At 36.8% G+C, this 19329-nt stretch carries 24 protein-coding genes; 10 read left to right on the top strand and 14 right to left on the bottom strand.

What is annotated here, in order from left to right; translation table 11 throughout:
- Nucleotide 1: 1 nt before the first annotated feature.
- From CH361_RS16220 to CH361_RS16195, 6 genes are read right to left on the bottom strand one after another with little or no spacing between them, the layout of a single operon-like run.
- On the bottom strand, nucleotides 2-838 hold the full coding sequence (locus tag CH361_RS16220; protein WP_100791869.1) for an LB_053 family protein: 837 nt from the start codon (nucleotides 836-838) through the stop codon (nucleotides 2-4).
- Nucleotides 831-1649 carry a DUF58 domain-containing protein gene (locus CH361_RS16215; protein ID WP_100791868.1) on the bottom strand — a complete coding sequence of 273 codons (819 nt, stop codon included), beginning with the start codon at nucleotides 1647-1649 and terminating at the stop codon, nucleotides 831-833. The genes CH361_RS16220 and CH361_RS16215 overlap by 8 nt, the downstream gene beginning before the upstream one ends.
- On the bottom strand, nucleotides 1650-2630 hold the full coding sequence (locus CH361_RS16210; RefSeq protein WP_100791867.1) for an AAA family ATPase: 981 nt from the start codon (nucleotides 2628-2630) through the stop codon (nucleotides 1650-1652).
- Nucleotides 2621-3940, bottom strand: a complete 1320-nt coding sequence (locus CH361_RS16205) for an LIC20035 family adhesin (protein WP_100791866.1) — start codon at nucleotides 3938-3940, stop codon at nucleotides 2621-2623. The genes CH361_RS16210 and CH361_RS16205 overlap by 10 nt, the downstream gene beginning before the upstream one ends.
- The gene (locus tag CH361_RS16200; protein WP_100791865.1) at nucleotides 3937-4479 is read right to left on the bottom strand and encodes a PaaI family thioesterase; all 543 of its coding nucleotides are present in this window, start codon (nucleotides 4477-4479) and stop codon (nucleotides 3937-3939) included. Before CH361_RS16200 ends, CH361_RS16205 begins: the two co-directional genes overlap by 4 nt.
- Nucleotides 4476-5333 carry an alpha/beta fold hydrolase gene (locus tag CH361_RS16195; protein ID WP_100791864.1) on the bottom strand — a complete coding sequence of 286 codons (858 nt, stop codon included), beginning with the start codon at nucleotides 5331-5333 and terminating at the stop codon, nucleotides 4476-4478. The genes CH361_RS16200 and CH361_RS16195 overlap by 4 nt, the downstream gene beginning before the upstream one ends.
- 92 nt (nucleotides 5334-5425) lie before the next feature.
- Between CH361_RS16195 and CH361_RS16190 the strand changes: the two genes are divergently transcribed.
- Nucleotides 5426-5854, top strand: coding sequence for a hypothetical protein (locus CH361_RS16190; protein WP_100791863.1), 429 nt, complete (start codon nucleotides 5426-5428; stop codon nucleotides 5852-5854).
- Complete coding sequence (locus CH361_RS16185; protein ID WP_100791862.1) at nucleotides 5851-6105, top strand: hypothetical protein; 255 nt, start codon at nucleotides 5851-5853, stop codon at nucleotides 6103-6105. The genes CH361_RS16190 and CH361_RS16185 overlap by 4 nt, the downstream gene beginning before the upstream one ends.
- On the opposite strand, the gene CH361_RS16180 is transcribed toward CH361_RS16185, so the two are convergent.
- From CH361_RS16180 to CH361_RS16165, 4 genes are read right to left on the bottom strand one after another with little or no spacing between them, the layout of a single operon-like run.
- The gene (locus CH361_RS16180; RefSeq protein WP_100791861.1) at nucleotides 6091-7362 is read right to left on the bottom strand and encodes an NAD(P)/FAD-dependent oxidoreductase; all 1272 of its coding nucleotides are present in this window, start codon (nucleotides 7360-7362) and stop codon (nucleotides 6091-6093) included. The genes CH361_RS16185 and CH361_RS16180 overlap by 15 nt on opposite strands.
- Nucleotides 7363-7367: 5 nt before the next feature.
- Nucleotides 7368-7841 carry a low molecular weight protein-tyrosine-phosphatase gene (locus CH361_RS16175; protein ID WP_100791860.1) on the bottom strand — a complete coding sequence of 158 codons (474 nt, stop codon included), beginning with the start codon at nucleotides 7839-7841 and terminating at the stop codon, nucleotides 7368-7370.
- Nucleotides 7842-8516, bottom strand: a complete 675-nt coding sequence (locus CH361_RS16170; protein WP_100791859.1) for a M48 family metallopeptidase — start codon at nucleotides 8514-8516, stop codon at nucleotides 7842-7844.
- 16 nt (nucleotides 8517-8532) lie between these two features.
- Nucleotides 8533-9585 carry a putative porin gene (locus tag CH361_RS16165; protein WP_208861461.1) on the bottom strand — a complete coding sequence of 351 codons (1053 nt, stop codon included), beginning with the start codon at nucleotides 9583-9585 and terminating at the stop codon, nucleotides 8533-8535.
- A gap of 180 nt (nucleotides 9586-9765) precedes the next feature.
- Here CH361_RS16165 and CH361_RS16160 point away from each other — a divergent pair, with 180 nt between their 5' ends.
- The 4 genes from CH361_RS16160 to CH361_RS16145 are packed head-to-tail and all read left to right on the top strand — an operon-like array spanning nucleotide 9766 to nucleotide 12643.
- Entirely contained in the window at nucleotides 9766-10692 is a 927-nt protein-coding gene (locus CH361_RS16160; RefSeq protein ID WP_100791857.1) for a ParA family protein, read from the top strand.
- Entirely contained in the window at nucleotides 10676-11386 is a 711-nt protein-coding gene (locus CH361_RS16155) for a ParB/RepB/Spo0J family partition protein (RefSeq protein ID WP_100791856.1), read from the top strand. Before CH361_RS16160 ends, CH361_RS16155 begins: the two co-directional genes overlap by 17 nt.
- Nucleotides 11387-11393: 7 nt before the next feature.
- Entirely contained in the window at nucleotides 11394-12044 is a 651-nt protein-coding gene (locus tag CH361_RS16150) for a DUF1569 domain-containing protein (protein WP_100791855.1), read from the top strand.
- Nucleotides 12041-12643, top strand: a complete 603-nt coding sequence (locus tag CH361_RS16145) for an NADPH-dependent FMN reductase (protein WP_100791854.1) — start codon at nucleotides 12041-12043, stop codon at nucleotides 12641-12643. Before CH361_RS16150 ends, CH361_RS16145 begins: the two co-directional genes overlap by 4 nt.
- Here CH361_RS16145 and CH361_RS16140 read toward each other — a convergent pair.
- A complete protein-coding gene (locus CH361_RS16140; protein WP_100791853.1) occupies nucleotides 12585-13664 on the bottom strand; it encodes an acyltransferase family protein in 1080 nt (359 codons plus the stop codon). The two genes, CH361_RS16145 and CH361_RS16140, sit on opposite strands and share 59 nt — an antisense overlap.
- Before the next feature lie 109 nt (nucleotides 13665-13773).
- On the opposite strand from CH361_RS16140, the gene CH361_RS16135 reads away from it, so the two are divergent.
- The gene (locus CH361_RS16135; RefSeq protein WP_004787909.1) at nucleotides 13774-14214 is read left to right on the top strand and encodes a Crp/Fnr family transcriptional regulator; all 441 of its coding nucleotides are present in this window, start codon (nucleotides 13774-13776) and stop codon (nucleotides 14212-14214) included.
- Between the two features lie 5 nt (nucleotides 14215-14219).
- Here the strand turns inward: CH361_RS16135 and CH361_RS16130 are convergent, their stop codons facing one another.
- Nucleotides 14220-14471, bottom strand: a complete 252-nt coding sequence (locus CH361_RS16130; RefSeq protein WP_100791852.1) for a hypothetical protein — start codon at nucleotides 14469-14471, stop codon at nucleotides 14220-14222.
- Nucleotides 14472-14473: 2 nt separating this feature from the next.
- Nucleotides 14474-15976 carry an HDOD domain-containing protein gene (locus CH361_RS16125; RefSeq protein ID WP_100791851.1) on the bottom strand — a complete coding sequence of 501 codons (1503 nt, stop codon included), beginning with the start codon at nucleotides 15974-15976 and terminating at the stop codon, nucleotides 14474-14476.
- A gap of 87 nt (nucleotides 15977-16063) precedes the next feature.
- On the opposite strand from CH361_RS16125, the gene CH361_RS16120 reads away from it, so the two are divergent.
- On the top strand, nucleotides 16064-16591 hold the full coding sequence (locus CH361_RS16120; protein ID WP_244279928.1) for a hypothetical protein: 528 nt from the start codon (nucleotides 16064-16066) through the stop codon (nucleotides 16589-16591).
- Between the two features lie 457 nt (nucleotides 16592-17048).
- Here CH361_RS16120 and CH361_RS16110 read toward each other — a convergent pair whose 3' ends face one another.
- Entirely contained in the window at nucleotides 17049-18326 is a 1278-nt protein-coding gene (locus CH361_RS16110) for an STAS domain-containing protein (RefSeq protein ID WP_100791849.1), read from the bottom strand.
- A gap of 177 nt (nucleotides 18327-18503) precedes the next feature.
- Here CH361_RS16110 and CH361_RS16105 point away from each other — a divergent pair, with 177 nt between their 5' ends.
- Nucleotides 18504-18809: an HU family DNA-binding protein gene (locus CH361_RS16105; protein WP_004788037.1), complete on the top strand. Its 306-nt coding sequence runs from the start codon at nucleotides 18504-18506 to the stop codon at nucleotides 18807-18809.
- Nucleotides 18810-18850: 41 nt separating this feature from the next.
- A complete protein-coding gene (locus CH361_RS16100; RefSeq protein ID WP_100791848.1) occupies nucleotides 18851-19303 on the top strand; it encodes a VanZ family protein in 453 nt (150 codons plus the stop codon).
- Nucleotides 19304-19329: the final 26 nt, after the last annotated feature.

The raw sequence follows: 19329 nt of genomic DNA, 5'->3' as shown, positions 1-19329 counted from the left end.
GTTATAACTCTAAATCCTTTTTGATTTTTTCCCAAATAGAAATAGCAGAACCTTGGTCCAGTTCTGTTTTGTTATCATCATATTTGGTATTTCTAAAATAAATTCTTAAGTCTCTTAAAACGGAATCGTTGATGTGGGTTCGATCAAAGAGTTCAGCAATGAATTCGGAATCTGTTTTTCCAAGTAAATTTAGGTCTAATTTTTTAGAATAAACTTCTTTCAGATAATCACTAATTCTAAATGCCAATTCTTTTTCGAATATGGGATCAGCGGTTAAATAAGTTTCAATATGGCGTAATCTTTTTGTTGTTTCCTCTAGCGTTGGTTGTTTTTCCCAAAAAGCATCCATCACCTTTGGTTTAGACCGCCAATATAAATATAACGCATACAGAAGATACAAGTTGATTGCAGTGACGATAATGACAAGAAATAGACGAAAAAAATAAGGGCCAGAGAAGATAATAGGAGGTTCTATATCTTCGATATCAGTTTCGTTTCCTAGGAGCTGCGATTTCACTTTTATGGGGAACGAGGATTTTGTTTCGATACCATTTTCTGTCCAAGTCACTGGCAAAACAAATTCACCAGGTTTAAAGAATATGATTGATAATTCTAACTTTGATTCTTTTTTGATTACGTTGAAAATTTTATAGGAAGGCATTGTGTCGTCTTCGTAAATTTCCCCCTCTATGGTATTAATATCGTTTTCATTACCATAGAATTCTATTTGATAGTGGATTGTATCACCAACATATATATCGTTTTCTAAAACTGTTTCCCTAGGAGCTGCGAAAAGGGAAACAGGAAAAAATAAGAATATTGCGATATACTTAAACATTTCTTTTGATTTTGAATAGGGGTAGAATTTGATTTGAAAGTTTGTTATAGGGATCGATTTGGACAAATTGAACACCAAAAAAAGATTTTGCTGCCTTTAAATCTTTCGTATATGTATTTTGGCTACTGCGGAAACCAATCGTTTCTTCGGAGATTTTTTGGAAGAAACGAAACCAAAAAGGAAATTCGATTGTGTCTAGTTCGTCCTGGATCCAAATTCCAACGGAATCCCAGATTTTGGGGACTTTATTTGTGTTCGTGTGTTCTGAAAAACGATTAAAATCGGAAATCCAATAAGAAACTGCGTATTTTGGGTGTAACCGGAATGCAAATTGGTAGGCAGTAGAATAATCCGTCCCGTCACCATATTTGTGTTTGGTGCTATTTGCAAATGCAGAAAGAATATCGGCCTCTGTTCTCAGCCATTTCCCTATAGAGGAATGGCCATCTGAGAATGTAATGAGTAGAATCCGATTCCCCATTTTGATATGGAATAGGGAAAGAAACAGTGCAATTTGAAATGCTGCATTCCTTTGAGTGCCGGAAAGCGATGCACTTGTATCATAAAAGATGATAATTGAGGCGTCTCTCTCTTCGTGGTACTCTTTTGTATAAAGTTCTCCTGTTCTAGAAGTAACATTCCAATCAATGTATCTTGTATCGTCTCCATAATGATAGTTCCTTACTTCTTTGAAGTCAAGTCCCCTACCCCGCTCTGCTCGGATCAGTGCCCCTTGTTTAGTTGAATAAAACTTTTTTTTTGTTTCCCATTGTAAAACTTGTAGAAGGCGTTTTAGTTCTGGAGTTAACATCTATGGAACTTCCGTTACCGATAGGATTCGTTTGATGATCGAATCCGAGCTGATATCCTCGCTAATTGCATCGATGGTTAGGTGAATTCTATGTTTCACAATTTCTGAGAAAAAACGATGGATATCTTCCGGAATTACGAAATCTCTACCTTCTAAAAGTGCATTGATCCTACTTACTTTGAGCATTGCAAGACTTGCTCTCGGACTCACACCATGTAAAATGAAATTCTTTAATTCCGAATCGTTTGTGGTTTGTGGTCTCGTGTTTCTTGTGAGATTTACAATGTAGTTTTGTAATTTCGGGTCGACGAACACTTTGTTCGAAAGCTCCGAAATCTTTTGAATTTCCTTGGGTTTCATCACTTTTTTTGGTTTTTTCTTTGAAAAATCCAAATTGCCATGTTGGTTGAGTATTGCTACTTCATCGTCAAACGAAGGATAAGTGACAACCACCTTAAACAAAAATCTGTCTAACTGAGCTTCCGGAAGAGGATAAGTCCCTTCCTGGTCAATTGGATTTTGTGTGGCGATCACAAAGAAAGGTGGTTCTAAGTCGAAAGTTTCATCTGCAATTGAAACCTGTCTTTCTTCCATACATTGAAGTAATGCAGATTGTACCTTCGCTGGAGCTCTGTTGATCTCGTCAGCTAACAAAACATTTGTGAAAATTGGTCCTTTGCGAATTTCGAAGGATGAATTTTTGGGGTTAAAAATATTTGTGCCCGTTAAGTCTGCTGGTAATAAATCGGGAGTGAATTGGACACGTGAAAACTTAGCATCGATAATGGATGCTAAGTTTTTTGCCAGAAGAGTTTTTGCAAGTCCAGGCATTCCTTCTAGTAATACATGCCCATTGGAAACTAGGCCAACAAACAGGGATTGGATGACATTATCCATCCCTGAAATGGATTCTGATAGTTCTGACCGAAGTAATTTTACTAGGTCAGAGATTTCTGTAATTTGTTCTTTGTCTATTTGCATTGCGAAGGAGTCATTTTTGGCATTGGTTTATCTAACATATAGTATTCTGTTTTGCCTCCAATGGTCCAACATCCCATCTTTCTGCCTTGAGGTTCTACAGGCCCTTTCCCTAATTCTCTTCCATCTTCAGAATATTCGGTAGCATCATCGGTTGAGCGAATTACGATTCTCTTTTTTCCGGAAGGATAAAAGTAAGTATAAGGAATACTCGGTTTATAGTTTAATTTTAGATCTTGTGTTTCTTCATCAATTTTTACAAGTGAAAAGAATAGTTTCCCTTCTCCGAGAATTTTGCCAGTATTATCATATACTTTAGCAGATTCTAACATACTTTCGTTTGCCATGTTTCCGTGGTAACCGACTTGCCCATTTTTATAATAGAATTTCCATTCACCGGTTCTTGTATGTTTTCTTGGACCTGTGCCGAATACTTTTCCATCAGCATAGTATTCTTTCCATATTCCTGTTCTTTCATACTTAATGTCTAAATTTTCTGAATTTTCTTTTTTGGAATAGTTCCCTTCTGCGAGTAAATTTCCTTTGGATCCAAACATCTTCCATAATCCATTGCGAATATCAGAAGAATAGGAACCTTGAGACTCTACTACTCCATCTTTGTAATAATTAATTTCCTGACCGTTTTTTAATCCGTTAATGTAAGAAACTTTTGTTTTGATTCCGTTTCCGTCTGCACCTACGAAATAATAAGCCCATTCACCATCTTCTTCGTTTTCTTTAAAAGATCCTTTTTCTACCCATTCACCTTTGTTATTCTTTCGATAGTAAGGCCCATTTTTTTTATCATCGACATAAGTGGTTTCAGAAGTTACGACCCCTTGTTTATCAAAAGTTTTTGCGATCCCTTCTTTTTTTCCATCCACCCAAGGAGTTTCTGCGAGGAACCTTTGTGTGTTTTCGGGATCAGGTTTTTTCCAAATCCCAATTTTTTTCCCGTCGGTGTAGTCCCCTACTTGGTCGAGAGTAGATTTGTATTTTGGATTTTCAGCAGTGGAACCTGGTTGTTCGAACTGAATGTATTCTTCCCAGGACCCATGTTTTGGTAGCGATTTGATTTTAGGTGCGGCAAATTTTGCAACTTGATCTTCCGTGCATTTTGCTCCACCACATTCTGCCTTTACTTCTCCGACTGCCCGGATTCCTCCAGAGTTTTTGAAACGTTCTGTGCGGATCCATTTCCCTTTAGAAAATTTTAACTCGAATTCTTGGTCACCTGACCCGTCTTTTACGGAAGCACCGGAACAATGAAAAGTCAGTGCGATTAAGATTAAGTAGAGAAGTTTTTGTTTCATGTTTCTATCCTATCGAAGAGATGTGCGCGTTTCAATTTATTTACTGATAGCAATTCATTCGCAATCGCTATTTTTCCTCCCGTTAATTTATCGGAGAAAAAACGTGGAGGAAGGATGTGGAAGGCCCCCTCTCCTTTTACATATAAAATTTCACCATCCAGAGATGTGAGTTCACATTCTAATAGAACTTTACGTTTGGCTTTTTTAATTGGCCAGGCGCGAACGAGTAAATCTTTTTCGACAGGTGTTGCTTTGTGAAATTTAAAACTCATTGTATCTGTCATGACAATATAACCTAGATGAAAACATAATCCGCCCATAGCTTCATCCAAAACGGTGGAGAGTATTCCACCATGAACAAAACCAGGTGCTCCATTATACATTCTTTTAAAATTATATGTAAAATTGACTTCTCCGGTTTCATCATGGAATGTAAAATCCGCAACTAGTCCTAATGGATTTTCTTTCCCACATCCAAAACAAGTATCGTGGTGGATTTCGTAACCATGTTTGGAAGGATTCTCGATTGGTTGATTCATTCAATCTCCTTAATGTCATTTTCTAAAAATTCTAAAATAGCGGAAGAAACTTCTTTGGGAGAATCCATATGTAAGTGATGGCCTCCAGGTAAAATCACTTCTTTTAGGTTTTTTACCGCAGCCTTTCTATTTTTATATTTTTCGGCTATGGGAAACCCCGATTTATCACCTAATATAAGTAAGGTCGGACATTCGATATGGTTACAGAAGGATTCAATTTGTTCTTCGGTGTATCGGAAAAAAGAATTATAATGAAGTCTTAGATCTCGCCTTGGTTTTAAACCTTTGGGAGTTTTCTCAATTCCCCTTTCCATCAAAATTTCTGCCGATTCCACCTTCATGTCACCTGCTCGCATTCGAACTGCTACTGCTGAATCCATATTAGGAAAATATGTTTCTTTTTTTCCTCTTGGATGAAGGATTTGTTTGATTGCTTCTGTAAGGATCTCAGGTGCCGATTCGGAAAGATTAGTGAGGGGACCAAGTGATTCAATGAGCACAAGTTTTTTAATTTTTAACAATCCTGTACCGGCAACTAATGTTGATACTGCGGCACCCATGGAATGGGCCATCAAAATGAAATTTTCTAAACCTAAAGCTTGGGCAATGGAAACAACTTCTAGAGCATATTCTGCAAAATAATAAACAGTATTTTCTGGTTTATGACTCGATTTCCCATGACCAGGAAAATCGATAGAAATCAATCGATAATCGGACAAATACTTTGCAAGCGGTGCAAAACTATTCGCATTATCCAGCCAGCCATGGAAGGCAAGGATTGGTGTTCCTTGTGGATTCCCCCACTCGATTCCCTCGATTGAGTGGAATTTTGTGCGAATCGAAATCGGTGACATATACCTAAGCGTTTTCGATTCCTCTTCGTTGTAAACATTTATCTTTTGGATTTAGACTTGATTGTTTTTTGTATTTTTTATTCAATTTCTCCATGAAACATTTTCTTCCTATTGTTTTCTTCGTTCTTTATGGAAACACACTTTTATCAGAGTCAAAACCAAAGACTTTATGTAACAGTTTGGAAGATTGCGGAAAAAAAGCAGAATTGACAGAGATCCATAGAAAAAAAATCAGTTTATTAACCTTCGGGATTAACGAATATTCTCAAGGTGTTTTGATTCAGAACCTTCTTCCTATGTATTTAAAGCGAGCCAAGTCTATCATCCTTGAAGCAAATGGTGAAACTGGATACAAAGGTGAGATCACTCTCAAAGTAAGCCATAAACCTGAATACAAACAAACGCAGCTGAAAAAAGCGGAGGAAGATATACAGTTTCTGAATTCTAATCAGAATTTGCTTTCCAAAGAAGATCATTTAGAATTACTAAACTTAAAAACTCTCTTTGAACAATCTAAATGATACGTTTGATTCTTATTTTATTTTTATTTACCTTTCAATGTTCTCAACTATCTCGCGAGGATCAATTCCGAGAGGATTGTGACGATACAAGAAACAGAAGTTATCTTTATATGTTGCCGATTTTGGAAAGGCATACTACGAGTGGTGGTACTGAACTCAATACAACCGTTTGGATTGGTAATACTGAGCTTGCCTATAAAAAATGTATCTCGGAATCGAAGAAAAATCGTTACTACCTAAGATCGAATTGAGAGTTCATCCATTTCTTCTTGGATAAGTCGTGACCCGGCTCGGAAAGTTAAATAACTCCATACCCAACTGAGTAAGGTACTGACTTTATTTTTAAACCCTACTTGATAAACAAGGTGAACAAAAAGCCAACCGAGCCAACCTAAGATTCCTTTTAAACGAATTTTTCCAAACTCAGCAACTGCATCAGTTCTTCCAATGGTTGCCATATTCCCTTTATCAAAGTACTGAAATGGAGATAACGGCTTTTTTTTCTCGAGTGAATCTATGATTTTGGCAACATATCTTCCCTGTTGCATTGCCACTGGTGAGACTCCTGGCAATGGTCTTGTGAGGCCTTGGCTATAGTTTGCTGCATCTCCAATTACAAATACTTCAGGGAATTCTATTGTTCTGCAATTCTCATCCACAATGATTCTGTTCGCCTTGTCTTTGTTAAGTGGTAATTTTTTGGCCAAGTCTGATCCTTCAACTCCTGCTGCCCAAATCACTGTTTTAGATTCTATGGTTCTATCTTTTAATACAACACCAGTATCCGTAATATCTAAAACTGGTGAGTTTGTTAAAACTTCGACTCCCCTACTTTCTAGTTTTTCTTTGGTAAAGGAACTTGATTTTTCGCTAAAGGCAGTCAGTAACCTAGGTCCTGCTTCGATGAGAGTAACCTTCGTCATACCGGAATCAATATTGCGAAAATCTTTTCTAATGATATTGTGTGATAGTTCTGCAATGGAACCTGCGAGTTCTACTCCCGTAGGTCCACCTCCAATAATTACATAATGCATAAAACTTTTTGCTTTTTCGTAATTACCGATTAGTTCTGCCTGTTCGAAGGAAAGCAGGATCCTCCTTCTGATTGCTAAGGCATCTTTTAAGTTTTTTAGACCGAGAGTTTTTTCTTTCCAACTTTGGTTCCCAAAGTAACTCGTTTTGGCACCAGTAGCAATGATTAGGTAGTCATAAGTTTCTGTGTTATCTTGGAATTTGATTTGGCGGTTTTTGAAATCAATTTCGGTTACATCCCCAAGAAGGATTTTTACATTTTTGTATTTAGTAGTAATAGATCTTGAAGGAATTGCTATATCAGCAGGCGATAACACTGCAGTTGCCACTTGGTACAGGAGTGGCTGAAAGAGGTGATGGTTTTTTTTATCAACGACAGTAATGTCAAAGGCTTTGTGATTAGCTAGTGTTTTAACAACTTGTAAACCACCAAAACCTGCACCTATAATTAATACTTTTTTCTTTGTTTGCGACATTTGTCTTATACTCCTAAAAAATTTAGAAAACCAAGAGAACAATCCTCTACAAGATCCTGAACCTTTTCAAAAGCGGTTTCATTTTTGTAATAAGGATCTGGAACAATGGGGTCTCCTTGATCGCTCCTGAACTGGCCAAAAAGATATATTTTTTCTTTAACCTTGGCATCATTAGTTAGACTAATTACATCTCTGAAATTGTTTTCATCCATTACCAATAAATAATCAAAATACTTCAAATCTTTGATGGTTAGTTTTCTAGATCTATGAGTTAGATGGATCCCTCTTTTTTCTGCCGCTTTCCTAGTCCTTGGGTCTGGTAAATCTCCATCGTGATACCCGGAAGTCCCACAAGAATCAATTTCGAATGAATGATTTAAATTCTTTTGTTTCACCAGATTTTCCAATGCACCTTGGGCAGCTGGAGAACGACAAATATTTCCTAGGCAGATAAATAATACTTTGGTTTTTTCTTTCATTTAATTTAGGTAATAGATATATTTTTTCCCAACTTCTTTTAACCATTTTTCAGCTTCTTTGTAGTTTGGATTTTGTGACTCTACAATTTTCCAAAATTTATCTGAATGGTTGTGTTCTATGGTATGTGCTATCTCATGTAATACAATGTATTCAATGATTGTGTCTGGGCAATGAACTAAACTTAAGTTTAATGAGATTTGATTTTTTGAATTGCAACTTCCCCAGAGAGACCGCATGGTTTTGATCGATATCTTACTAACCTTTGTATTTAAACTAGTGGCAGTAGATTCCACTAAAGGGTTTATTTTTTCTAAAAGTATTTTTTTTAGAATCTCTTTTGCTTTCCGGGCTCTCGATTCATTATTTTTCCCATATGGAATTTGAAGTGTTTCACTGATTGGAGCTCGGTTTTTATTTTCACTAAGATGAATGGAGATTGGGTTCCCGAAGATATGGACTTTTTCTCCTTCTTGGAACCTTAGTTTTTCAGGAATATCCTTGGGTAGTTCTTTGAGTTTGGAAAGGATCCAGTCTTTTTTCTCTGATATAAATTCTTCTAATTGTTTTTTTGGAACTTTGGCAGGATGTTTTAAAACCACTTTACCATTTTGATAAACCACAAGAGAAATGTTTCGCCCTTTTGTAATTCGTCTTTCGATATTTAAATCTACCATTACATATTAGATAGTTTTATTCCTCGGTTTTAGGGGCAACTTTTTCTAAATTTTCCGACTCAGTTCCGGACCAATCTAGTTTGTTTAGTACCCCAATTTCGATGGAAAAATCTTTGATGTTGATATGAGATTTGAAGCCACTAACTAAATTAGAAGTTAAGTCATCGCGAGTTAACCCACCTTGGGATGTGAATCTTCCTTCGGAAAAAAAACGTCTGTGATTGATTCGTAAATAACTAAGCCAACTGGGCCCCATTTTATACCCAACTTCAGCTTTTGATGCCCAACCCAGTCCATAGTTTTCGGAAAAAAAATTAATCGATCTTTGTACATGGAAGTCTCTTGTTTTAATTCTTCCGAAAGATGGCATAAAACTCAAATCTAGATAGAAATCACCTGCTGAATAACGATACCCACCACCGGTAAAGAATTCCCATAAATCGTTTGAAAAAGTTAAACCCATTCCAATAGGACCATAAAACACAGGATTACCTTCGATGAACTGATTCACATCGTAAAAGACATATTTAAAATAGGAATAACGGGCACCCATAGAAAGAAAGAAACCTGAGCCATCAACCCAATAATTAGGATTACCTGTTTGGAAATAATACCTACCAAAAAGTTCTGCTCGATTTTCAAAGACTGTTGATTTCCCTTTGCCATCAGCAAAGTTACGACTACCCGAATAGATAGTTGCTGAGTCTCTGTAACTCCATTCGCGTGTTGCTATATTTGTAGTATTTTCAGTAGAGACGGGGCCTAGAAAAAAATCTTCGTCACGAGCTTCTCCTGATTTTTGATACCACCCAGTAGTTTTTAGTGCTCCACTAATTTCCAGTCGATCCTTCGTTAAAATTCCTTGGATTCCGAATAATGAGAAAGTTCTCGGAAACGAAATCCTGGAACCACCTCTGATGCCGGATAGGTTCGGATATTTGTTGCCGGTTTCAAAAATATATTCACCTCCTGAACGTTCTATCGTTGGACCCCAGATTACTTCCGCGGAGATTGTGTTAAGACTCAGAACTAAAAATAAAAGAGGAATCTTTGTTATTTTGGGCACCAGCGTAGGTTTTACTTTACCTGTATGTTGTAAATTCCTAAATTTAAATAAGGGATAGTTAACTCAACGTCTCTTTGGATACTTTTATTGGGTTTAAATTACCTAGGGGTGAAATGATTTCACCTCTAGGAGACATAATTAAATTGACAGTCAGGGTGGATTCACGCACTCTTTGGGAAGGTTATGGGCAAAACGGAAACTACGCTAACGGAAGAAGAAGCAGCTAAATTCGTTGGTTTGAAGACAACGGACTTTTCGACTAAAGCGGCTAGTCTGAAGATACCGGGATGGAAAACAGGTGAATTTAAACAGTCGGTTTTGGTGAAATATTTTGAGCCCACTGAAACAGATGGATTAGATAGTCACGTGATTGCAGTATCAAATCAAAAAGGAGGGGAGGGGAAAACCACGATTAGCCTTTATCTCGCAGAAGCTCTTTCTGAAAGTCATAAGGTGTTATTGATCGATTGGGATCCTCAAGCAAACGCAACTCAACTTTTTTTAAAGGAGAATGTTCCTTCCATTATGGACTATTTAGGTTATCGAGGCAAGAAACCCAAAGACATTTCTCCCGCGATTAGAAACATCGGCGAAAATTTTGATTTACTTCCTTCTACATTGGAACTTGCAAATTTAACAACACCATACGAGAGAGATGATTTTGAGTTATTGAATGAAGCCATTCTTCCTCTTAGATCCAGATATGATTTTATAATTATAGATTGTCCACCTTCTCTTGGTCTAATACTAGAGAATGCACTCATCTGTGCTGACTATATCTTGGTTCCTATCCAAACACGCGCTTTTAGTTTACAAGGGATTAGAGATTTGTATGAGACCTTTCAAAAGATTCAGAAAAAAGCGAATCAAAGGTTAAAATTATTAGGGGCCGTACTCAACCAATATGAAGGTCAGAAGGCTCTCGCTGGGTTGGCGGAAGGTGTAAAAAAATATTTCCCGGTTTTTGAAACAGTCATCCAAAGACGAGAAGCCATTCCGCAGGCACAGGCCAAGATGTCGTTTTTGGCAAAAATTGATTTAGCTACTATGAAAAATTTTAGAGATCTTGCTACAGAGGTTAAAAACAAAATCGATGTCCAAAAAAACTGAATTTCAAGCTTTAGATTTAATCTCTGCATACTCTGAAAAAAAGAAGAACCCTTCCCATTTGGAGCTTAACCAGATTTATCCAAATCCAACTCAACCTCGTTTAATTGGTCGTGAAGATACAACAGACCTTTTGCCTTCTATGGAGAGGCTGGGGTTGATTGAGCCAATTCTTGTTAGAAAAGATAAAGGTAAGTATTTAATTGTTGCTGGGGAACGTCGTTACCGAGCGGCAATCAAGTTGGGATGGAAAGAAATTCCTGCAATCATAACGGATGCAAACGAAGATGTTTGTTATGAGATGTCACTCGCGGAAAATGAAAAAAGGAAAAACTTAAATCCCTGGGAAGTTGGTAAGGCAATACAGTTTCTCCGTAAAGAAAAGAGAAAAACAGCAGAAGAAGTTTCGGAATTGTTAGGTTACAGCGGAAGGTATGTAAAACAACTTAGCAGTATTGCTAGGTTGGACCAAAAGTCAGTGATGGAGCTGATGATCAGCGGGAAACCTCTCTCAGTGAAGAACCTTGAAGAATTATTGAAACGGAAAGAAAATAGGGGGGGTGAAATCGTTTCACCCCGAGTTGGATCTGGAGTCAGCCGTATTAGTATAAATGTAGGTAAACTGAGCGGAAAGGTCAGAGATAACTTTTTGAAAGAATTGGGTTTACTCAAAAAGAAATACGGAATCAACGAATAGAGGAAAAATGAAGTTAACTTTAAAACTTAAAACGATAGACGATATCGAGAGAGAGTTATCGATTATTGTCGCTTGCGAAAAGAAACAGAAAGCAGATGTTACTTTAACTCAAGTTTATGATTTTTTAGCGGAATCTATCGAATTATCAATACAGCGAATCGGAGTAGCGAATAAAATAAGTACAGTCAATAAATTATTGGGCAAGTATAAGTTTGCAAAACTTATTTCTAAAGGGGCTTATACAAAAGCTAGTCAAATCCCTGGATTCCCTTCTAAAGATTTAGGAGATACTGAGTCCGCTCTTCTTAGATTAAAAACTTCTTTAACTGCATTCAAATTGCACTCAGGGCCATTTGCGGAACACTCAGTGTTTGGGGAGTTGGACAAAAAACAATGGGAGCGGATTCACGGAATCCTGGCGATGTTTTTGTTTGGATACATTCAATTGTATGGTGATGAAAAACTAAGGTTTGCCAAAGAACGAGAACTGAAAAAAGAAAAAGCCTTCGCAGATAAAAAACACCACCATCATCACCAACAGCAGAAGAAAAAAGATGACCATGATACTAAGCCGAGTGGTCACAATAATCGAAAATGGAAAAATAAAAAGAAAACACACCATAAAGGTAATAAGAACCAAGGTGGAGGATCTAGATGAAAATTTGTTTAGTTGCAGGCAGTCACAGAAAAAATTCTCAGTCGCTTAAGGTAGCAAAATTTCTAGCAAAAATATTGGAAACAAAAGGTATTGAAGTTTTACTTTATGATTTAGGGGGGAATCCTCTGCCTCTTTGGGAACCTGCTATGTGGGAAAAGGATTCCGAAATTAAAAAATTCTGGTTGGAATACAGTGCAGGATTTGCAAGTGCTGATGCTTATATTTTTCTATCACCTGAATATGCAGGAATGGCAAGTCCTGCTTTAAAGAATTTTTTTCTTTATTTAACGGGCGGTGATATCTCTCACAAACCAGGACTCATCATTACGGTATCAAGTGGGATGGGCGGAAGTTATCCAAATGCAGAACTTCGTATGTCTAGTTACAAAAATACTAGGATTGTATATATCCCAGATCACGTAATTGTCAGACATGTGGAATCTGTTTTAAATGCGGAAACACCAGAGAGTAAAGATGATGAATACATTCGTGCTAGACTCAGTTACGTGCTTGGTGTATTAGCGGAATACGCAAAAGCTCTTACCGGGGTTCGACAAAGTGGCGTGATTGATATAAAGACTTACCCTTTTGGACTATAACTGCAATCCCAGTTGGAATTCCTACATTCAAAATTAAGGTTACTATATAACCTAAAAAGGGACCACCAAATGAATACGGGTCGAAACTGTGCATTGTATGGATTACGAAAGGGTGGAGAAGGAATATGAATAAACTATTGTTTCCGATAAAGGAAACAATAGTCGCTAACTTTTGATTGAATTTTGGTAATATTTCCCAAATAGCTAAAAACACAAAACTGGGATAAATGAGGTGGTGATTTTTAAAGTCTATTCCATAAACACCGCTGAAACAAATTAAAAAAAAGAGAAATACAAAAAAGAAAGTTCCGAAAAGGAAAGATACGTTCTCAGTTGGTCGGTGTTTCTCATCTTTGGAAAGACCAATTTGAATTCCTAATTGAAAGAAAAAGATATAATTAAAGATAGAAATAGAATGATAATCCTTAGGGAGTATCGAATCAAAGATTCCTAAGTTCGATGCCAGATTGACTAAGAAGGTAACTAAAAGTAAAACTTTTGTATATTGATGATTTAAAAGAAATTTTTCAAAAATATAGAAAAAAATATAAAACTGCATGAGTAGTGGAACAAAGTAAAAGGGGGCAAATACTTTGCCTAGAATGTAGAATTGTAAGAACTCTAATACAGTGTAGTCATTGTACTTGATAAAATATCCAATAATCGAGGCTAATGTGTAAGGGATCAGTAGGTTTTTAATTTTTGAAACCCAATAACCTTCTTTTTTTCTAAGGAAAATAGCAGAAGTTAGAATAAACAAAGGAACAGAAAATCTCGATAAGTTAGAGAAAAACAAGGTGGTTCGAATCACAGAAGTATCTGCGGGATGGAAAAACTGAAAGTAGGAGTGGATGTGGATCATAACGATCCCGATCATTGCAAAACCACGAAGTACATCAAATCGAGTTTCCCTTCCATGGCTACTTGTTTGTGGGTGCGGGATAGAATAGGGGAGTTTGAATGCCCAAAGATACAAAGACCCAAGTCCTGCTAGTATGATCCCTAGTAATTCCCATTCCATATTTCTTTTCTCCTATAAGGCATTTTCTTTTCAGATTTCCTGGGGGAAAGGAAAATGAATTCAGATTTTAGGCAAAATAGCCAAAAATAGATACAGGAGCTATGAATCAATGAGCAAACTCAACATTCCGCCGAATCAGAGGATCTTCAAAGAAGGAGAACTGAATAACGCGATGTACATTATTCTCCAAGGAAACGTTGAGATTTTTTTTACAGTGAATAATAGCCAAACTAGATTAGCTCTGATGAAACCTGGTGACTTTTTTGGAGAAATGGCGCTGTTTAGTTCCAATCCTCGAAGTGCAACAGCTAGAACGATTACAAATTGTGAAGTAGCAGTGATTGAAAGCAAACAACAGTTGGAGAATTTTTTAGTAAAGAATCCAAAGTTTGCTGCAAAGATGGTTTCTATTATGGCAGATAGACTTGCTCGCACCAACGAACTACTCATCAGTAGTATGGAAAAATCAGTGGCTAAGAAAATTGAATTTAGTAATGACGTTGGAAAAGAACATCAAATAGGCATTAGTGATGTTCAAGATGTGGAGTGAATCGACTATCCGTAGATAGTCGGTAAGTTTTTTTTAATGAGTGTAATTTCTAGAATCGGAGCATAACTTAGAAGATTTTTAATATTTACCGTTTGGTTTTCAGCCATTAAAAATTCTTTTAGAATTTCTAGAGTTTCTTCTGGCGGTAATGAGGAGATACTTGGGAATTCAGGATGACCTACTAAATTGAATTCATCCGCAAGTTTTGGATCTTCTAATTGTCCATCTTCTAAGTTGAGTAAGTCTTTCCAGTTCATATCTAAGCTAAGAGATTTTGGTATTCTTCTCTATGTTCCTCAAATTGGAGTTTAAACCTATCTTGCATATCGCGAAATTCTTTTTCTGATTTAATTTCAAAATATTCTAAGACTTCAGGTTCGACAGTGAAATAATTTCCCTTCCCACGGCCGATATTGGCCAAAATGTCTGCTAAATATATGATTTGGCATAAAATATTGTTTCTTGTTTTACATTGCCAAGGTTTGTGATGGTAACGAATTACATCCAAAATTTCTTCAGGGAACTTCCATTTTTCTGACATCAAATACCCAATCTCAGAATGTGTTGTTCCCAAAGTGTATTCTTCTACCCATTCAGAAATTTCGTTACTGTCATCGCTTCTCAGAACTCGGATTTGGTTGATTTGGCTTAAGTCCAAGGATAAAAGAACCATTCGACCTAAATCATGAAGTAATCCACAAATGATTGCAGGCTCTAATAGTTTTAAATGTTTTTTACTATCTTCTATTAAAAATCTTGCATACATCGAAGTTTTAAACGAATGAGTCCAAACTAAAACTTGCTTCGCATAACGAGAGTTAAGTATCTTTTTCGCGCCTAAGGTTAAAAAAATCGATTCTAGGTTTTTCAGTCCGATCCTTTTTACACCTTCTAAAACGGAAATGATTGGTGTATGAGCACCAAATAGCGGTGAATTTACAATTTTTAGAATTTCAGCAGTAATGGCAGGATCTTTTTCCACTTGGGCCGAGATTTCATGCCAATCCACATCCTTCTTATTTGCAGTAATGATTAGTTTTTGAATTTGCGGGGGCAGAGGAGGAAGACTATTCACTTCACGAACCAAAAGATTTTTGATACTAACTTGATTCTCTTTGGGGATAAGTTGTTTTGGAATCCGAATGATAACTTCCGTATTTTCTTCTGTTGTTATCAGTTGAAAGAACTGGTTAGAAATTCCAGAATTTCTAAGTAAGATATGAATGAGTACGATTCCAAGTCCTGAGCTTTCTTCATTATCAATAGACTCGCGATAGGCATCGTTAATGTTTTTGTATTTTGCGGATGCCTGTACTCGTTTTAGGATTCTGTTCTTTTCTTCGGGAAGTATTTTTGCATTATTGGTAACTCTGAATTCTATATAATCTTCTTTAAAAATAGTACTTAAAATTATTTTGTAAGGGGATTCATCGAGTTCCAAAAACACACGTTTGCGGTTGTGCCCAAATTCGTCTTTATAGAGCGGAATACCTCTGGAATAATCTTTTTCGTCCCAAAGATTAAGCCCTTGTTTCTGAAAAAATACACGTTTCCCGTTAGCCTTACATCCGTTTACTAGTAGTTCACTCAGGATTGTGAAGAGAATTTCATGTAGAAATTCTAAGGAGATACTCCGAACGATCCTTCCTATCCAGACGTCCAATTCCGGGCAGTCGATTTCCGAAAAGTGGACATATTCTTTGGAAATCAATTTTCCGGAAAGAAAGTCCTCCTGGAAAGTAATGAGTGGGGGAATCGACATGATAAACCTGTTTTGAACCTTGTTTCTCTTTTTGAAAACAGAAAATTTTATTTTGAAATTTCTGTCAGGATTCCGATAATGAAGACTATGGAACTCTTAAAAAAATCCCTACCAATTACTTTTGTGTTATTTGTAGCAGTAGCCTCTATTTCTGCACAGGACACCAAACCACAAGTCACTTCCGCTGATTCAAGCCAAGAGAATCATGATGCAAAAGAGGGACAAGACAAAGAGTTATTCGAATACTATTATAAAACCCGCCCTGAAAATTTACCACCTAATAAAGCGAAATTGGAATATAACTTGATTAAGACGCTCAAAAAAGAGATTATGAGCCGCGATTATTCAAAAGAATCAGCAGAAGCAATTAAGAAAATCGATGCTACTAATATTCAATATGAGAGAGTATATAGAGAAAGTAAATGGCTCCGTGGGTTTATGACACAAAACACCCATTTAAACTATTTAGAATATATGTACATCGTAAAACATGATAAATATATGTGTTTTGTGAGTTTTGATGTTAATCCTGAACTTTATTTGCAACAATCTCGTCAGTCACAACTGGTTTTTGCTGCGAAGGATAAGTTCGAGATAGTAATCCCAAAACCCTAAAAATTGAAGTAATACCGACTAATGCGAGTAAATAGATAAATCCGTATAAAAAGTATCTTTCTAAGTTTTCCAAAAGGGGGAGAGGTTCTTCATTCCCCCTAATTTGCGAAATCGCTGTTTGCCTTCCAAAAATCCTAATCTCTTTTTTATATACCTCGATAGTATCACCTAACCGCAGTCTTTTGTATATAGAGTAGGGAATCCGTTCTGTGATCTCATAAAGGGAACCATTGCTGAGTCCAAAACTATAGTGGCATTGGTAAGCAATAGGAAATTGGTTTTTTACCCGTGAAAGTTCCTGTACGATCGCAAAACTCCTGTTTTTCTCCGTTGATAGAGTCAGGGTTTCTGATTTTAAGTAACTATTTTCAAAATGAACAAGAGAATAGAGTAGAGAAATAACAATAAATGAAATAAAAACCGAATTGGAAATCCAAACCGAGATTTTTGGAGACATCTAGGACTTAGATGGCTCCTCAAAAGACTTTAAAGCTTCTTCACGATCGTTATAAAATTGGAAGGCGTTGGAAAGACCGAGTAGATGGAAAACTTGAAGGATGGAACTTGTCACTCCAACTAAAGCCATTTCTTTATTTCTTTTCTGTAAGTTCATTTTTACATCCAGGATCATTCGAATTCCTAAACTAGAAATATATCTAAGTTCTGAAAAATCCAAAATAAGATGTTTTCTATCAGCTCCCACCATTTCATCCAAAATCGTTTGAGTGATTCGGTCGAGTGGACCTGATTCCATACGACCTTTGATTTGGACGATGACAGTTCCATTAATGCGTTTTTGTTCTATTTCGTATGGTAAGTCTTGCATGGATTCCCCTCTCTTTAGCGGAACAATTACAAATAATTTCTCGGGCGATAACCGAATTGTCGCCTTTGCGTAAGGTGGAAATGGATAATGCCTCTCTGTGAGGGAATCAACCGCTAACCCACCGTTCATCTCAGAAATAACTTCCACTTGATCTAAAGCCCTAAAATCTGCCAAGGAAAACTCTGTTTCTCGGGACTTCACTCGAATTTCTCGAGAATAAACATGGAAAAATGGCTCATGTTTGGAAAAAGATGGGAATTTTTTGGGGAAACAGGATGTGATCCAACCGGTAGATCCAGCTCCCGTATAAACAAGAAGGCCAGAACATTTTTGTTCTTCTTTTTTATCTTGGTAAGAAATCCAAAACCGAGAGGTGAGATCAGGGCTATTGTTTCGGACAGAGAGTTCACAAATTGCCGGAACTGTTTTGAGTTTGGTTCCATTTGGATATTGAATTTCGGTATCAAGAAGCGACCATGCTTCTAGGCGGGTGTGTTTGAAGTTGTTTGCTACTGCAGTTTTCAATTCTTCAGCAGTAAAACCGAGGAGAGCTCCTACTGAGGAATCAGGATCAGAATTGCATCCGATTAAGTGAGTATTTCCTGCCAAATGAGCCACATAAGTGAAATGGTTATCTCCGCCATGGGCAATGATCAAATCGTATTTGTTCCCATCCTCTGGATCAAAGTTCTCACGGAATACAAAGTCGGCCTTGGGAAATACTTGGGATTTTAGAAATTCTCGAGATTGTAATTGCCTTTGGTGTGATTCAAAAGTTCTTTCGAAGACTTCTGGATTCTGGCGCGCGACTTCTTTGTATGCTTGAATGGAGCCATAAGTTTCCAAATCCAATTCATATTTGGTACGTTTGAATACCACTACGACCTTTTTATACTTGGTTGAAGTCATGAGTTTTGGAAGAAATTCCCATTTTCCTTAGGGAAATAAAGGTTTTTTTGAAAAAACTTCGTTTTTCTTAGGAAATTTGCAGAAAAATTGTATCCAAAATCAATTTAGTCTTGTACCAAATCATGTAGTTTTATAAATAATGTGTAACCGTTAAATGGTTTAGAGGAAAATCAAAGTATGGCAACAACTCCTACCCCAATGAAGAAGTCCGAAATGCTCAGCGAACTCGCTGAAACAACTGGTATGACCAAAAAGAACGTAGCAGCGTTCTTGGACTCCTTTGTGGAACTCGCTTACAAAGAAACTAAGAAAAACGGAGCATTCGTAATTCCAGGTTTAGGAAAACTAGTTAAACGCAATCGTCCAAAACGTAAAGGAAGAAACCCAGCAACTGGTGAAGCGATTGTAATCCCTGCTAAAACTGTTGTTAAATTCACACTTTCTAAAACTTGTAAAGACGCTGTTGTGCCTCCTAAAAAATAATAAAGTTTGTGAACCCAGGAGGAAGTCCCCCTGGGCATTTTATGGATAAAAAACCTCATCCTTTTTTACCATTTGAAGACTCTCTTGTCGGTGAGAAGATTCTTCTTGTTTGGCAAGAAAGCCATCATTCTGAAAAAAATTTAAAAGACCATCTATTAAAGGCACTTGATTTATCTGAGGATCAGATTGTCTTCACTCCTAATGCCATAAAACAAAAGTTAATGGTGTCTTTCCCTACAGAAATTCGTTCCTTGATTGCCAAAGGAGATTTGGCAGGTATCACCAATCTCTTGTTAGCAATTGCAAAAGGTAAATCGGATTTAAACCAAAACCCTGCCGTTGACATTACTTTTGAACTTATCGAATGGATTTTAACAGGGTTTGATTTGGATGATGTACTTGTAGAAACCTTATCTACATTATTCGAGACTAGACTAACAAATGAATTTATAGACCAAGTCAGAGCAGAGTACATTAAAGAGTTCCGTGGTTGAAGAAAATTTGTAACTTCTAGTTATTT

Origin of the sequence: Leptospira brenneri (assembly GCF_002812125.1) — a bacterium.
Classification (GTDB): Bacteria; Spirochaetota; Leptospiria; order Leptospirales; family Leptospiraceae; genus Leptospira_A; species Leptospira_A brenneri.
The sequence above is the reverse complement of the archived record's forward strand: the minus strand, read 5'-3'. Positions and strand labels throughout refer to the sequence as shown.